A 15227-nucleotide genomic window follows, 5' to 3' on the forward strand; every position below is an offset into this window, starting at 1 on the left:
TTATTTATCAATAAAAAAGCTCCGCAACAGAAGGCGGAGCTTAGTGAATTTGACTATCTTTTGGTTAAATTTTAACGCTTTGACGCCACCAGGTTGAGCGCGTGTTCCACCACCGCGATATCCGCACCGGCTTTATGCGCATTTTCACTCAGATAACGACGCCATTGGCGCGCGCCGGGAACGCCCTGAAACAGCCCCAGCATATGGCGCGTGATATGCCCGAGATACGCGCCCTGACTCAGTTCGCGCTCAATGTAGGGATACATAGCACGTACCACGGCGACCGGATCGGCATCTGCCACGTCTGCGCCAAAGATCACCCGATCAACAGACGCCAGAATGCCTGGGTTCTGATACGCTTCGCGACCGACCATCACGCCATCCATATGCTCCAGATGCGCTTTGGCTTCTTCCAGCGATTTGATCCCGCCGTTGATGGCCATTGTCAGGTGCGGAAAATCACGCTTCAACTGATAAACGCGAGGGTAATCCAGCGGCGGGATTTCCCGGTTCTCTTTCGGGCTTAACCCTGAAAGCCACGCTTTGCGCGCATGGATGATAAAGCTTTCACACTCGCCTTTTCCGGCCACGGTGCCAATAAAGTCGCAGAGAAATTCGTAGCTGTCCTGATCGTCAATGCCAATACGCGTTTTGACAGTGACCGGAATTGACACCACATCACGCATCGCTTTGATGCAATCCGCCACCAGTTGCGCTTCGCCCATCAGGCACGCACCAAAACGGCCATTTTGCACGCGATCAGACGGGCAGCCGACGTTGAGGTTAATTTCATCATACCCGCGCGCTTCGGCCAGCTTCGCACAATGAGCAAGCTGCGCCGGATCGCTACCGCCGAGCTGCAACGCTACCGGATGTTCTTCTTCGCTGTACGCCAGGTAATCACCCTTGCCATGAATGATGGCACCGGTAGTGACCATTTCAGTGTAGAGCAACGTCTGGCGCGACAGCAGGCGCAAGAAGTAGCGGCAATGTCTGTCCGTCCAGTCAAGCATCGGCGCCACGCTAAACCGGCCATTCCACTGTTGAGAGGAATTGAGCGTCGTTGCGTTGGTTTGATGGGGGTTTGTCATTTCAGGGTTACCGTGCATTTTGGACAGTTTTAAATAGGTTTGTCGTATCTGATTTCCGCTCAGGTCCGGCCATCGCCGACGCCTGAAATAGCGGGGGCATTATTCTAGCATAGAGAAAGCGCGTAAACCTGCTGACACAACGTATGACCTACATTCCCTGTGGATATATGCACGGGGTCGCCTTGCGCAAAACGGTACCACTACCTAACATTTTTGGTAGGCATAGGAAATGTTCATTAATAGCGAAAGCTATTTATCACCGTAATGGGTCAAAGGGAGTTCAAGGAAATGACTAAACCGTATGTACGTCTTGATAAAAACAATGCCGCTGTGTTGCTCGTCGATCACCAAACGGGCTTGCTGTCATTGGTCAGGGATATCGATCCAGATAAATTCAAAAATAACGTGTTGGCGCTGGCCGACCTCGCTACGTATTTTAAACTACCCACTATTCTGACAACCAGCTTCGAGACAGGTCCGAATGGCCCTCTCGTGCCGGAGCTGAAAGCGCAGTTTCCCGATGCCCCCTATATTGCTCGCCCGGGTAATATCAACGCCTGGGATAACGAGGATTTTGTGAAGGCAGTAAAAGCAACGGGTAAGAAACAGTTGATTATTGCGGGAGTGGTGACGGAAGTTTGCGTGGCATTTCCGGCGTTATCGGCCCTGGAAGAGGGCTTCGAGGTGTTTGTTGTCACCGATGCGTCAGGTACATTTAATGAAATTACCCGTCATTCAGCATGGGACCGTATGTCGCAGGCCGGGGCGCAATTGATGACCTGGTTTGGTGTTGCTTGTGAATTACATCGCGACTGGCGTAACGACATTGAAGGTTTGGGCAACCTGTTCTCTAACCACATCCCTGACTACCGCAATCTGATGACCAGCTTCAACAAGATGAGTGGCAAATAATCCCGCCAGGCTTACTTATCTGATTTATAAGCTATAAAAGAGAACCGGAGGCATTAAGCCTCCGGTGAGAACATCTTAGAATGTGACGCTCAGTTGTGCGCCTGCACCCCAGGTCTCATCTTCGCCGACCAGCCCCATTAAATCGACATGAACGCGGTTAAACGGTGCAAAACCGACACCGCCAGTGAAGACGTTTTTATCGTCACCTTTCACATCCGCACGGTAACCGGCACGCACCGCCAGCCAGCTAAGCGGGCGAACTTCCGCACCGACGCCAACATATTGGGAGTTTTTCTCGCTCTTGAAACCTTTGGTTTCGGTTAAATCCCCGTCAGCGCTCAATGTCACCAGATCGTTGTGCCAGGCCGCGCCAGCCGTCACCACCGGGCTAATCTGATAGGTGTCTTTGTAATTGGTGACATCACCGGTTCTGCCATTGCGAATACGAATATTCTGAGTATCGATATCGCGGGAGATAAGGTTGGTGCCGGTTAAACCAACAGTAATGTTTTCACCAAAGTCTGCGGCGGCACCGACATCGATGTTAAAGCCGGTGTCATCGGTACGATAACGGCTGTCTCTCAGGTCGCTGCTCTTATAGTCATAAATAGACGCGGTGTAGTTGTAGACCCAGGTTTTTTGCAGCTTCGGCGTCACGCCAAGGGACAACGGCACACCAGCGACTTCAAACTGGCGCGCCATGGCGATACCAAAGTCGGAGACAATTGCCGCACGGCCCGCTGCGGTCGAGTTGAGGTTTTTGGTGATCTCTTCGCTACCGTTTGGCGAAACCACCGCGCCTAACGCTTCGCCTACGGCAAAACCGGTGTTGTTCTGAATATTGCGCAGGTAATCAATATCCTGTTGATCGATATTCGAGCTAACGCGAGCGTGCGCATACGCTTTGGTGACAAAAGCCAGCGAGAGCACATCATTTGGAATGCTGACCGCAATGCCTGCGGCAGCTTTGGCCTGCGCGGTTTTGCCTTTCAGGAACACCAGTTCGTCGGCCAGATCTTTCGCCGCGCTCTGGAACTGATTGACCGTGCCAATCGGATTGGCAATGATCTGCGCGGCGGTCAGGTTATCGACCACATCCTTGTAACCATCAATTTTGTCATTGATGTTATCGATTTCATCGCGAAGATTATCTTTGTCGGTAATTTGCGCCTGAACGCTCGGCAGGATAATCGTGACGTCATCTTCCGGCTTGGCTTTCGCCAGCAACGCCGGGTTGATGAGTGCCCCACTACCATAATTTGCCGATGCAACCCCCGTTCCTCCCATTGCATCGTTACGTGCTTCTGCCCAGGTATTGGCTGCTCCTGCTTGATTTGCCGCAAAGAAGGAGACAGCGATAGCGACCACTGAAAGTTTACGTTTTTTATTCACAATATGTGTCTCGTAGCCAGATGAGTTTTTTAAGCCTGTTTATTTTAAAAGAAACAGGAATTCACTATTGCTGCGAACAACGACCAAAAAAGAAGCTAAATCAAGTGAACGTACAGGATATATATGAACGTTATAGTTATTGAGGAAACTCTCAATATTTATAGAAGAGGATATTCATTTCGGGAAGGAAAGTGAGAAAAGGAGTTTACGGGCGGCGATCTCGGTGTTTTGGGCAGGACATGGTAAAGTGTGGGTTTCTATTTCCCCGACCAGAGAGCGCAAATGGATAAGACCACTTCGCAAGAGATGTTAGTGCAGGCTGAAAAGCTGTGCGCGCAGCGCAATGTGCGCCTGACTCCCCAGCGCCTTGAAGTATTGCGATTACTAAGCCTGCAACAAGGGGCGATCAGCGCCTATGATTTGCTTGATCTGCTGCGCGAAAGCGAGCCGCAAGCAAAGCCCCCTACCGTTTATCGCGCGCTTGATTTCCTGCTGGAGCAAGGATTTGTCCACAAGGTTGAGTCCACGAACAGCTATGTGCTGTGTCATCTTTTTGATCAGCCGACTCATACTTCTGCGATGTTCATTTGTGACCGCTGTGGTTCGGTGAAAGAAGAACAGGCCGAAGGCGTGGAAGATATTATGCATGCGCTGGCGGCGAAAATGGGTTTTGCCCTGCGCCATAATGTCATTGAAGCCCATGGTCTGTGTGCGGCTTGTGTGGAAGTGGAAGCCTGCCGCCATCACGATCATTGCCAGCATGACCATAGCGTCCCGCTAAAGAAAAAATCGCGATAATAGTCTCTCGTCTTTTTTCGGCTATTTATTACCTACGCCACAACTTGCCAGGTTTCGCTTTTTAACGACGGCGAGCAAGCACATACTGCGACAGCCCTAAGTCAGGCAAGCTTAAACAGAGGGATGCGATTAGAACGCAAAATCTGGAAGCTTGTAAGCCAAATGAATGCGGTTCGAGCTCATAGATGTGGAATCTGGGGGGTGGTACATCCTTGTACCTTCGGGCAGGGTAGCCTTTCAGAGGGTTAACACATTTGAGGGGATGTGTTGGCTACCAACGGTAATCATTACGCGTTTCCCAGTCCGTCACTTCTTTTTCCGCCTGATCTTTCGCGTAACCGTAACGTTCCTGGATTTTACCCACCAACTGATCACGTTTACCTTCAATGATCGTCATATCGTCATCGGTGAGCTTGCCCCATTTCTCTTTTACAGTACCTTTAAACTGTTTCCAGTTACCGCCGACTTCGTCTTTATTCATCATGGACTCCTTATCGTTCGGTTTAAAATGACGTTCTCGCCGTGCTGAACGTACTGATTATTGTAGTCAGGGATTCGGCATTATGAATTTTATTCGGAATCTTTAACCATCCAATAAGATAAAAGCAGCGTAAACGAGGCGAGAAAAATCGTACACAACGACGAGAAATAAAGCGGGATCAACAATCTGTAGCAGCAAACCAACTGTTGTTACGCCAGTGGCGACGCCATATCAGCGCCAGCGTCAGCCCACGCAGAGCAAGGAACACAGCGAGCGACAGCCACAAACCGTGATTACCCAAGACAGGCACGGTGAGTAGCGTAACGGCAAACCCTGCCGCCGCCAGCGCCATGCTGTTACGCATTTCGGCCGCGCGCGTCGCACCGACAAACATACCGTCCAGCAGATAACACCACACTCCCACTAACGGTAAGATGACCTGCCAAATCAGATAATGCCCGGCAAGCTGTTGCAGCGCGGGTAGCGACGTTAACAACGCGATAATTTGCTGACCCGCCAGTGCATAGACAACAGCAAAGAACAGCGCTACCAGACCGGCCTGCCGGCAAGCAGCCCGCCAGATATGCATCAATTGGCTGCTGTCTCTGGCACCGTAAGCCTGCCCGGAGTGGGCTTCAACCGCATACGCGAAACCATCCAGCGCATAGGCGGTAAAGGTCAAAAACATCATCAGCACCGCGTTTGCCGCCACCGTCTCATCCCCGAGTCGGGCGCCAAACACCGTTATCGAACCAAAGCAGAGTTGCAGCAGCAGCGAACGCAGCATGATATCGCGGTTCAGCGCCAGCAAACGCCGCACGCCGCCGCGCCATGCATTTTTCAGTGTCAGTAATGGAATGCCGCGCATCACCAGTACGTGTCGCACCATCCATAAGCCAATGGCGAAGGTGGCATATTCCGCGATGACCGTGGCAAGTGCTGCACCTTGCACATTCATATGCAGCCCCATGACCAACCACAGATCGAGCACGATATTGAGCAGGTTCCCCACCACCAACAATATCACGGGTGCGCGCGCATACTGCACGCCGAGCAACCAACCGAGCAATACCAGATTGCCCAGCGAAGCGGGTGCGCTCAACCAGCGGATATCCAGGAACCGTCGAGCCTGTTCCAGCACCGCCTCGCTGCCGCCGGTGATATGCAGCGCCAGATCGATAAGTGGCGTGCGCAGCAGAGTAATTAACACACCGGCTCCAAGCGCCAGCAGCAAAGGCTGGACTAACGCCCGCGCCAGCGCGGGCGCATTCTTCGCGCCGAACGCCTGAGCTGTTAGCCCGGTGGTGCTCATGCGCAAAAAAAGCAGCAGCATAAAGAGGAAACTGGTCGCCGTTGCGCCAATCGCTACGCCGCCCAGGTAAACCGGGCTGTCCAGATGCCCCACTACCGCCGTATCCACCAGCCCCAGCAACGGGACGGTGATATTCGAGAAGATCATCGGCAGCGCAAGCCGCCAGAGCGCTTTGTCGGATGCGGTTAGCAGAGGCATGGTATGAATGTGAACATTAGTGAGGGAAAAGTAGAGATCGCTGCGGAACCTGAATCAGCCCCGCAGCAGAGCGAATGTGCGTTACAGCCACGCGCCATTACGAATGACACCGACCGCTAACCCTTCGATGGTGAAGTTTTGATCGCGCAGATCGACGACGATCGGCGAAAACTCGCTGTTTTCAGGCAACAGTTCGACCGTGTTACCCTGTTTTTTCAGACGTTTGACCGTCACTTCGTCTTCAATACGCGCAACAACAACCTGGCCGTTACGTACATCCTGCGTTTTGTGCACCGCCAGCAGATCGCCATCCATAATGCCAATGTCACGCATCGACATGCCGCTAACGCGCAGAAGGAAATCTGCGTGAGGTTTAAAGAGGCTCGGATCGACCTGGTAATGGCCTTCGATATGCTGCTGCGCCAGCAGCGGCTCACCCGCAGCGACGCGACCAATCAGCGGCAAACCAATATCGTCCTCTTCTTCTTCAAGCAACAGGCGAAGACCGCGTGATGCGCCAGATACGATTTCGATAACCCCTTTGCGCGCCAGCGCTTTGAGGTGTTCTTCCGCCGCATTTGGGGAACGGAACCCCAATTGCTGTGCGATTTCCGCACGCGTTGGTGGCATACCGGTTTGAGTGATGCGATCGCGAATAAGATCGAACACCTCTTGCTGCCTGGCCGTTAATGCTTTCATCCCGCCCCCTGGGTGTATATACAGTTATGCTGTGAGTATATACAGCTAAAGGCGATTTTGGAACCAAATTTAAGCAAAAAACCATGGCGTTATCGAATTCTGGAAGCGTTATCCAAAATGTGACCAGAGTAATGCGATCCAGGTAAACATTGCCAGCAGGATGGACATCAGCACCGCCGCCGACCCCATATCCTTCGCCCGCCCGGAAAGTTCATGGAATTCCGAACCAATACGGTCTACTACGGCTTCGATGGCACTGTTCAGAATTTCGACAATCATTACCAGCGTCACAGAACCAATCAGCAGTACGCGCGTCATGGTGTCAATATCGAGCCAGCAAGCGATTATAATTGCCAGGATAACCGCAACGGATTCCTGACGAAATGCCGCTTCATTAATCCAGGCGGCGCGAACGCCTTTCCAGGAATATCCAGCGGCTTTAATGATCCGGGTGAAACCGGTAGTATTATTAGCCATTTAAAAGAACCTTTTTATTAAATTGGCGTCAATGTCTCAGCAAGCGCGCAGCGGTACAACAGAAATTATGTGCGCTTTCTGATATTCTTGCGGCGCAATGGCACTATTAACCAGAGGCTTTACATCCTTTATGTCCGGCTGGCCACGAATTTACTACAAATTACTGAATTTACCATTAAGCGTGCTGGTAAAAAGTAAATCGATCCCCGCAGAACCTGCACAGGAACTGGGTCTCGATACATCACGCCCCATCATGTACGTGCTGCCTTATAACTCAAAGGCTGACTTACTGACTTTACGCGCGCAATGTCTGGCGCATGAGCTGCCCGATCCCCTGGAACCGCTGGAAATCGACGGCGCGTTGCTGCCGCGTTTCGTGTTTATCCACGGCGGCCCGCGCGTGTTCACCTATTACGCGCCGAAAGAAGAGTCGATCAAGCTGTTCCACGACTACCTGGATTTACACCGCAGCCATCCCGATTTGGATGTGCAAATGGTGCCAGTATCGGTGATGTTTGGCCGTTCGCCCGGGCGCGAAAAAGGCGAAATTAACCCGCCGCTGCGCATGCTGAACGGCATCCAGAAATTTTTTGCTGTTTCCTGGCTTGGCCGCGACAGCTTTGTGCGTTTCTCACCACCGGTTTCGCTGCGCCGTATGGCGACCGAGCACGGCACCGATAAAATTATCGCGCAGAAACTGGCGCGCGTGGCGCGTATGCACTTTGCCCGCCAGCGTCTGGCCGCAGTAGGCCCGCGCCTGCCGGCGCGTCAGGATTTATTTAACAAATTGCTCTCTTCAAAGGCGATTGCCCGCGCCGTTGAAGATGAAGCGCGCAGCAAAAAGATCTCCCATGATAAGGCGCAGCAAAACGCCATCGCGCTGATGGAAGAGATTGCCGCGAACTTCTCCTACGAGATGATCCGCCTGACTGACCGCATTCTGGGTTTTACCTGGAACCGTCTCTACCAGGGCATTAACGTGCATAATGCCGAGCGCGTACGTCAGCTGGCGCACGACGGCCACGAAATTGTCTATGTGCCCTGCCATCGCAGCCATATGGACTACCTGTTACTCTCCTATGTGCTCTATCACCAGGGGCTGGTGCCGCCGCATATCGCTGCTGGTATCAACCTGAATTTCTGGCCTGCCGGGCCGATTTTCCGCCGGCTGGGCGCTTTCTTTATTCGCCGGACATTTAAAGGCAACAAGCTTTATTCCACCGTGTTCCGTGAATATCTGGGTGAGCTGTTCAGCCGCGGTTATTCGGTGGAGTACTTCGTTGAGGGTGGACGTTCGCGCACCGGGCGTTTGCTGGATCCGAAAACCGGTACGCTGTCGATGACCATCCAGGCGATGCTACGCGGCGGTACGCGCCCCATCACGCTGGTACCGATTTACATCGGGTATGAACACGTGATGGAAGTGGGTACTTACGCCAAAGAGCTGCGTGGCGCGACGAAAGAGAAAGAGAGCTTGTTGCAGATGGTGCGTGGCTTAAGCAAGCTGCGTAACCTCGGTCAGGGTTATGTGAACTTCGGCGAACCGATCCCGCTGATGAACTACCTGAATCATCATGTTCCGGAGTGGCGCGAAGCCATCGATCCGATTGAATCCATCCGCCCGGCGTGGTTAACGCCAACGGTGAACACCATTGCCGCTGACCTGATGGTGCGCATCAACAACGCCGGTGCGGCTAACGCCATGAACCTGTGTTGTACCGCGCTGCTGGCCTCCCGCCAGCGTTCACTGACGCGCGAGCAACTGACCGAGCAGTTAAGCTGTTATCTTGAGCTGATGCGCAACGTGCCTTATTCGCCAGATTCGACCACGCCTTCGGCCAGCGCCAGCGAGCTTATCGATCACGCGCTGCAGATGAACAAGTTCGAAGTCGAGAAAGACACCATCGGCGATATCATCATTCTGCCGCGTGAGCAGGCGGTGTTGATGACGTACTACCGCAACAACATTGCGCATATGCTGATGCTGCCGTCGCTGCTGGCAGCCATTGTTACTCAGCACCGCGCGATCTCCCGTAGCGAGATCCTGCGCTACGTCGAGTTACTCTACCCGATGCTGAAAGCCGAGCTGTTCCTGCGCTGGGAAAAAGCGGAGCTGGCACAAGTGCTGGAGAACCTGACGCAAGAGCTACTGCGCCAGGGCTTGTTGACGGTGAAAGACGATCGTCTGAGCATCAATCCGGCGCACTCCCGCACCTTGCAACTGCTGGCAGCAGGCGCGCGCGAAACCTTACAGCGTTACGCCATTACTTTCTGGCTACTGAGCGCCAATCCGGCGATGAACCGCAGCACGCTGGAAAAAGAGAGCCGCACGCTGGCGCAGCGCTTGTCGGTACTGCACGGCATCAACGCGCCGGAGTTCTTCGATAAAGCGGTATTCAGTACGCTGGTGCTGACGCTGCGCGATGAAGGTTATATCAGCGATACCGGCGATGCGGATCCGGCACGTACCTTAAACGTGTACCAGATGCTGGCGGACTTGATAACGTCGGATGTGCGTCTGACGATTGAGAGCGCGACGCAAGCGGAAGCGTGAGGGTAAATTTTCCCCTCTCTTCACGGAGAGGGGAAAAAACTCAAGGCAAATGCAGATAACTTAACGCCAGCCCTAAAAACAGCACCAGCCCAACATAGTTATTGTTCATAAACGCTTTAAAACAGGCATCGCGGTCGCGACCAGCAATCAATGTTTGCTGGTAAACAAACAGCGCACCGGCAATCAGCACCGTCCCGTAATACGTCCAGCCCAGCCCATTCAGCCAGCCAATAGACGCCATCAGCACCAGCACAGCCACCTGCAAAATCCCGATAATCAGCTTGTCGAAACGACCAAACAAGATAGCCGTCGACTTAATACCAATCTTCACATCGTCATCACGGTCAACCATCGCATACTGCGTATCGTACGCGACTGCCCACAGGATATTGGCGAGAAACATGATCCAGCAGCTCAGCGGCACAGACTCACTCACGGCGGCAAACGCCATTGGAATCGACCAGCCGAACGCTGCGCCGAGCACCACCTGCGGCAGGTGCGTATAACGCTTCATAAACGGGTAAACCCACGCCAGCGCCAGCGCCGCGACGGAGAGCAAAATGGTCATCACATTCAGCGTCAGCACCAGCGCGAAGGCCAGCAGCACCAGCACCACAAACAGCACCCGCGCTTCATTTTCCGTTACCGCGCCGCTTGGCAACGGGCGATTCGCCGTGCGTTTAACATGACCATCAAATTTACGATCCGCATAGTCATTGACCACGCAACCGGCAGCGCGCATCAGCCAGACGCCCGCGACAAAAACCAGCAAAATCCACAGCGGCGGCACGCCCGGCGTCGCCACCCACAGCGCCCACAGCGTTGGCCACAGCAGCAGTAAAGCGCCAATTGGTTTGTCCGTACGCATAAGCCTGTGAAAGGCCAACAGCTTATTCTGCGTGAGACTCCACTCCATTTTCTTTTTCCTCTTAGTACAGCGGCGATGCAGGCAAAAACAGTTCGGTCAGCATCAGCGGTTTTCCGCCCAGACGCAGACGGGAACGGCGTCCCCAGAGCTGCTCATGACGACCAATTTCAATAAAGTCACGCGTAAGCGTAGATGAGGTAAAGAGATATCGCCCAAGCGGCGTTTTACCCAGGGTTTGCAGCGCCAGTTCCGGGCCGCTCAGTGTAGATTCCGGCACCACGGTGCGTCCGGCGAGCCAGGGTTCCCCGTCGGCGCAGAGAATAATTTCCCGCAACCAGTAACGATCCTCCTTCGGCAGACTGTCGCGTTCTTCGGCGATCTCATCCACCGTCACAAAGCCTTCCCGAATCAGCGTAACGCTGACCGTCTTGCCTTGTTGCTCAAAACGTTTGGTCATCGAATCTTCCAGCAACAGCCACTCGAGCAGTTGCGGTTCAAGCGCGGGAATTGCGTCTACGTAGCGCAGCGCTCGCAGTTGCGTAAGCGCAGGGTGTGACATGCCTTACTCTCCGGTACATAACGTAGCGTTATTGTATCGCAGAACCGGCGCACGGGGCGGGGAAACTTCATTCAGTTTTCATCAGCGCAACAGATGCGCAACAGCGCGCATCTGCGCCGGAAAAAAAGGTGCGTCAGGCGACGCACCAGTTGCTGCAAATATCAGCATTGTGGGGAGAGATTACCCCTTGCCTTTTACACTGCTGATAAAAGTGGCACGGGCGGATTTCGACCCGAGGCGTTCTGCTTCATTCAATAATTTCAGCGCCTTATCAATATCACCTTTCGCAGCGGCTTGTTTGATGGCCTGGTTAAAGTAGCTCTCTGTATCGTTGAGCATCGGCTCGCTCTTCGCCACTGGCGCTGGCGCAGGAGCCGCAGCGGGCGCGGCGGCCGGAGCTGGTTGCGTGCTATAAGCCGGTGCGGCGGTATTGCCCACGGTAACGGAAGCTGGGCCAGAAGAACCAAACAGCGGGCCGACTAATATGCTGGAAGAGGAGGAAGTGCTGGCTTTCAGCGCCAGTGAACCTGTCACGCCATGGCGGGCAATCGGATCGGGAATATCCGGTACGGCGTTGCCGTTACCTTTGGCATAGGCTTTAGCCGGATCCACCATCTGCGTGGTTTTTTGCAGATCTTTTTGCGTGGTAAATACCAGCAGATAAAGTTTCTGCTGACCCAACGCCGGGGTCAGTTTCATCGTGCCTTCTAAACGGTTATCCGACATCACGCCCGGCTCCTGGTATGCAAAGAAGCTGGACGGGAAAAATGCTGCAGGTGTGAAGTTCTGATCAAGTACCAGCACGTTTGGCGCATAAACGCTCTCGTTGTTCACTTTGCTGGTCAATGTAATGTTCAACTCGCCGATATTCGCCGGAACGCTATAGGCCATCACCGGGCCAGTAATATCGCCGGTATTCAGCGTCTGCCCGGCGGCAGAAATATCACTACTCAGCGTTTGTGAAGGTGAAACCGGTGTCCAGTGCAGTTGTTGCAGTGTTGACGTTGGGATAGATGGCGCAGCAGAGATATCCTGCGGCACGATATTCACAGCAGCCAGGCTCACAGCGGGAGCCGCAGCCAGCAGCCCTGCGGATAAGCAGAGTGCGACGAGACTTTTTTCATTTTCATTATGATCACCTTGATTGCGCGGTGAGCGTTGGCCAGGCAATAGCGCGCGTCACCTAAGATTGAGGGGCTTGCGCCCCTCATTTGGTCATTACAGCAGGTGTTTAAGCATTACCACCAGATTTCCATCTGGGCACCGAAGGTCCACTCGTCGTCGTTACCACGACTATTAGTGCCAAAGCCAAACGGTGTGGTGGCGCCATTGCTCGCAGCCAGGGAAGAGGTGTTGCCATCGGCGTCCGTTTTCACATAACCCCATTTCTCATCCCACTTGGCGTAGGTAGCGAAAACGCGGATTGCCGGACGGGACCAGATGCTGTCGCCCGCCTGCCACTGTTGCGCCAGGGTGATTTTGTACTGGCTGTTGCGATCGCCCGTTTGCTGGGATTTGACGTTGTCGTAACCCACTTCCATCAAGGTGCTCATGATCGGCGTCCATTTGTACATCGGACGGACACCCACGGTGTACCAGGTATTACCGCGCTTGTTATCGCGATCGGTGTCCTGATACATACCGACATACATCAAATCCCACTTCTCAGCGAGGTTGATAGCACCATGATCCAGTACGCGGATCAGGTGACCGTCGTTATCCACAGCGCCGCCGCGAGCCTGGCCTTTCCCCTGTGAGATCATCGCGTCAGTGGCGTACTGCACCACGAACTTGTTGTAACCCTTCATCATGCTCTGAGTATGTTCAGCGGTGAACATCCAGCCATCTTTCGATGCGCCCGGCTCCAGGTAATAGTCGTCAGGAATGTTGGTGTGACCGTAGTCAACGCCTAGTTCCAGCACACCGTTCGGGTTGGTCGCCAACTGCGCTAAACGCACATCGAAGACATCGTTCGGCACGGCATGGTTGTAAGTGCGCAGACCGGTGGTCGAGTCGCGATCGCCAAAGGCAGAAGAACCACCCAGCTCAGAAGAACGCGTTGCGGCCAGAGAGAGTTTACCGATGCCAACGTCAATATTTTCAATACCTGCACCCGGGCCGGAAATATCCCAGTAGTAGAAGTCGATCATATGTACGTCATGGCGCTGATAGAAACGCTTACCGGCCCAGATGTTGGCGCCTGGCAGGGAGTCGATCAGGTTTTTACCCACTACGTTAAATTCGCGAACCGCTGGTACGTTGTCGTTTTCCCAGTCGTTCAGCTGTGCGGTTTTATAGGCAATGTTGGAGTCGAAATAGAAGCTTTTATCCGCTTCTTTCCAGACTTCCTGGCCTAATTTAATTTCCGCATAGGTTTCGCACTCGTTACCGAGACGGTATTTGGCATCCGCACCGGTGGCCTGGAAGCATTGCTGCTCGCCGCCGCTGCCGGTCCAGCCAATCCCCGAACGGGCGTAACCTTTGAAGTCGACAGCGCCCGCCTGTGCAGACAGTACGCCTGCCGCGATAGCGAGAGCCAGTGGAAGTTTGCGCAGAGTAATCATCGTTCTATCTCCTGAGCTTGCTTTTCTTTTTTTTACACATCCCCCTTCGCGCTATCTCTTTACTGGCTGCCTTCTTTCACTCCGGTCGCGTAACTGGGTACGAAACGGGAAGTTCAGTCAGTTGCCGCCTCGACATAATGCGAATGGCTTTGTGTAAACGCTTTGTGGGGTACGCTTAAACGCCCGGTTCTTTATGTAACCGGCGGCAGGCGGTGCCATCTTCACGGAACAGATGGCAACGCTCCGGCGGTAAGCCGATGGCGAATGTGGCACCCTCTTCTACCAGCACCACGTCAGTCTGGCGGTAGACCAGGTTCTGGCGTATTGCAGGGATCTGGATATGAATTTGTGTTTCGTGACCAAGCTGTTCGACGACCTGAACTTCGCCCTCCAGCGTGACATCGGCGATGTCGCTGGGCAGCAGATGCTCCGGGCGGATGCCCAAAGACATATTCGCGCCGACCTGCACATTGGCGCTGTCCACCGGCAGCCACACGCGCTGGCGGTTGGGCAGCTCAACCTGTACTTGTTCAATGGCGGTAGCGGTCACTTTTACCGGCAGGAAGTTCATCTTCGGCGAGCCGATAAAACCGGCGACAAAACGGTCTGCCGGGTAGTGATACAGCTCCAGCGGTTTACCCACTTGCGCCACGCGCCCGGCATCGAGCACCACGATTTTGTCGGCCAGCGTCATCGCTTCTACCTGATCGTGGGTGACGTAAATCATCGTGCGGCCAAGACGTTTGTGCAGACGGGAGATCTCAATACGCATCTGCACACGCAGGGCGGCATCAAGGTTGGAGAGAGGTTCATCAAGCAAGAAAACGCGGGGTTCAGCCACCAGGGTACGACCAATCGCCACGCGCTGGCGCTGACCGCCGGAGAGCGCTTTCGGTTTGCGATCCAGTAAATGCGCCAGTTGCAGCACTTCCGCGACTTGCGTGACGCGCGATTTGATCATCTCTTTTTTCGCGCCCGCTAACTTCAGGCCGAAAGACATATTTTCCGCTACCGACAAATGCGGATAGAGCGCGTAGGACTGAAACACCATGCCAACGCCGCGTTCTGCCGGAGGAACCTCATTCATGCGGGTATCGCCAATCAGCAAATCCCCGCTGGTGATGGTTTCCAGCCCGGCAATCATGCGCAGCAGCGTCGATTTACCACAGCCTGACGGGCCGACAAACACCACGAATTCTCCTTCGTGGATGTCGAGACTGATGTCTTTCGACACCACCACATCGCCCCAGGCTTTCGTTACATTACGCAGCTGTACGCTCGCCATGCCCTTCTCCCTTCGTTACAACCTGTCACCAACAGAA

At 53.9% G+C, this 15227-nt stretch carries 14 protein-coding genes; 3 read left to right on the forward strand and 11 right to left on the reverse strand.

Annotated features, from left to right (window positions below; translation table 11 throughout):
• Positions 1-71: 71 nt before the first annotated feature.
• Positions 72-1109, reverse strand: coding sequence for a tRNA dihydrouridine(20/20a) synthase DusA (gene dusA, locus C813_RS44465; RefSeq protein ID WP_096325418.1), 1038 nt, complete (start codon positions 1107-1109; stop codon positions 72-74).
• Positions 1110-1379: 270 nt separating this feature from the next.
• Between dusA and ycaC the strand changes: the two genes are divergently transcribed.
• On the forward strand, positions 1380-2003 hold the full coding sequence (gene ycaC / locus C813_RS44470; protein ID WP_017459441.1) for an isochorismate family cysteine hydrolase YcaC: 624 nt from the start codon (positions 1380-1382) through the stop codon (positions 2001-2003).
• A gap of 75 nt (positions 2004-2078) precedes the next feature.
• Here the strand turns inward: ycaC and traF are convergent, their stop codons facing one another.
• Positions 2079-3395 carry a conjugal transfer protein TraF gene (traF, locus tag C813_RS44475; protein ID WP_017459440.1) on the reverse strand — a complete coding sequence of 439 codons (1317 nt, stop codon included), beginning with the start codon at positions 3393-3395 and terminating at the stop codon, positions 2079-2081.
• Between the two features lie 282 nt (positions 3396-3677).
• Between traF and zur the strand changes: the two genes are divergently transcribed.
• Positions 3678-4193: a zinc uptake transcriptional repressor Zur gene (gene zur, locus C813_RS44480; protein WP_017459439.1), complete on the forward strand. Its 516-nt coding sequence runs from the start codon at positions 3678-3680 to the stop codon at positions 4191-4193.
• A gap of 271 nt (positions 4194-4464) precedes the next feature.
• Here zur and C813_RS44485 read toward each other — a convergent pair whose 3' ends face one another.
• From C813_RS44485 to C813_RS44500, 4 genes are all read right to left on the reverse strand, one after another.
• Entirely contained in the window at positions 4465-4674 is a 210-nt protein-coding gene (locus tag C813_RS44485) for a CsbD family protein (protein WP_007372427.1), read from the reverse strand.
• A 178-nt stretch (positions 4675-4852) separates the two neighbouring features.
• Positions 4853-6184, reverse strand: a complete 1332-nt coding sequence (dinF, locus tag C813_RS44490) for an MATE family efflux transporter DinF (RefSeq protein ID WP_017459438.1) — start codon at positions 6182-6184, stop codon at positions 4853-4855.
• An 81-nt stretch (positions 6185-6265) separates the two neighbouring features.
• A complete protein-coding gene (gene lexA, locus C813_RS44495; protein WP_017459437.1) occupies positions 6266-6883 on the reverse strand; it encodes a transcriptional repressor LexA in 618 nt (205 codons plus the stop codon).
• Between the two features lie 108 nt (positions 6884-6991).
• Complete coding sequence (locus tag C813_RS44500) at positions 6992-7360, reverse strand: diacylglycerol kinase (RefSeq protein ID WP_017459436.1); 369 nt, start codon at positions 7358-7360, stop codon at positions 6992-6994.
• A 130-nt stretch (positions 7361-7490) separates the two neighbouring features.
• Between C813_RS44500 and plsB the strand changes: the two genes are divergently transcribed.
• Positions 7491-9914: a glycerol-3-phosphate 1-O-acyltransferase PlsB gene (gene plsB / locus C813_RS44505; protein ID WP_017459435.1), complete on the forward strand. Its 2424-nt coding sequence runs from the start codon at positions 7491-7493 to the stop codon at positions 9912-9914.
• A 40-nt stretch (positions 9915-9954) separates the two neighbouring features.
• Here plsB and ubiA read toward each other — a convergent pair whose 3' ends face one another.
• The 5 genes from ubiA to malK all read right to left on the reverse strand — a co-directional run bounded on the left by ubiA (position 9955) and on the right by malK (position 15190).
• Complete coding sequence (ubiA, locus tag C813_RS44510; RefSeq protein ID WP_017459434.1) at positions 9955-10830, reverse strand: 4-hydroxybenzoate octaprenyltransferase; 876 nt, start codon at positions 10828-10830, stop codon at positions 9955-9957.
• A 13-nt stretch (positions 10831-10843) separates the two neighbouring features.
• On the reverse strand, positions 10844-11341 hold the full coding sequence (ubiC, locus tag C813_RS44515; protein WP_017459433.1) for a chorismate lyase: 498 nt from the start codon (positions 11339-11341) through the stop codon (positions 10844-10846).
• Positions 11342-11521: 180 nt separating this feature from the next.
• On the reverse strand, positions 11522-12511 hold the full coding sequence (malM, locus tag C813_RS44520) for a maltose operon protein MalM (protein WP_025263766.1): 990 nt from the start codon (positions 12509-12511) through the stop codon (positions 11522-11524).
• A gap of 68 nt (positions 12512-12579) precedes the next feature.
• Positions 12580-13905, reverse strand: a complete 1326-nt coding sequence (locus C813_RS44525; protein ID WP_017459431.1) for a maltoporin — start codon at positions 13903-13905, stop codon at positions 12580-12582.
• A gap of 175 nt (positions 13906-14080) precedes the next feature.
• Entirely contained in the window at positions 14081-15190 is a 1110-nt protein-coding gene (gene malK, locus C813_RS44530) for a maltose/maltodextrin ABC transporter ATP-binding protein MalK (protein ID WP_017459430.1), read from the reverse strand.
• Positions 15191-15227: the final 37 nt, after the last annotated feature.

Source organism: Kosakonia sacchari SP1 (genome assembly GCF_000300455.3).
Classification (GTDB): domain Bacteria; phylum Pseudomonadota; class Gammaproteobacteria; order Enterobacterales; family Enterobacteriaceae; genus Kosakonia; species Kosakonia sacchari.

Excerpts from the sequence above, each read along its gene's own strand:
- dusA (WP_096325418.1), bottom strand. The coding sequence starts at position 1,109 with ATGCACGGTAACCCTGAAATGACAAACCCCCATCAAACCAACGCAACG.
- ycaC (WP_017459441.1), top strand. The coding sequence starts at position 1,380 with ATGACTAAACCGTATGTACGTCTTGATAAAAACAATGCCGCTGTGTTG.
- zur (WP_017459439.1), top strand. The coding sequence starts at position 3,678 with ATGGATAAGACCACTTCGCAAGAGATGTTAGTGCAGGCTGAAAAGCTG.
- C813_RS44485 (WP_007372427.1), bottom strand. The coding sequence starts at position 4,674 with ATGAATAAAGACGAAGTCGGCGGTAACTGGAAACAGTTTAAAGGTACT.
- dinF (WP_017459438.1), bottom strand. The coding sequence starts at position 6,184 with ATGCCTCTGCTAACCGCATCCGACAAAGCGCTCTGGCGGCTTGCGCTG.
- lexA (WP_017459437.1), bottom strand. The coding sequence starts at position 6,883 with ATGAAAGCATTAACGGCCAGGCAGCAAGAGGTGTTCGATCTTATTCGC.
- C813_RS44500 (WP_017459436.1), bottom strand. The coding sequence starts at position 7,360 with ATGGCTAATAATACTACCGGTTTCACCCGGATCATTAAAGCCGCTGGA.
- plsB (WP_017459435.1), top strand. The coding sequence starts at position 7,491 with ATGTCCGGCTGGCCACGAATTTACTACAAATTACTGAATTTACCATTA.
- ubiA (WP_017459434.1), bottom strand. The coding sequence starts at position 10,830 with ATGGAGTGGAGTCTCACGCAGAATAAGCTGTTGGCCTTTCACAGGCTT.
- ubiC (WP_017459433.1), bottom strand. The coding sequence starts at position 11,341 with ATGTCACACCCTGCGCTTACGCAACTGCGAGCGCTGCGCTACGTAGAC.
- C813_RS44525 (WP_017459431.1), bottom strand. The coding sequence starts at position 13,905 with ATGATTACTCTGCGCAAACTTCCACTGGCTCTCGCTATCGCGGCAGGC.
- malK (WP_017459430.1), bottom strand. The coding sequence starts at position 15,190 with ATGGCGAGCGTACAGCTGCGTAATGTAACGAAAGCCTGGGGCGATGTG.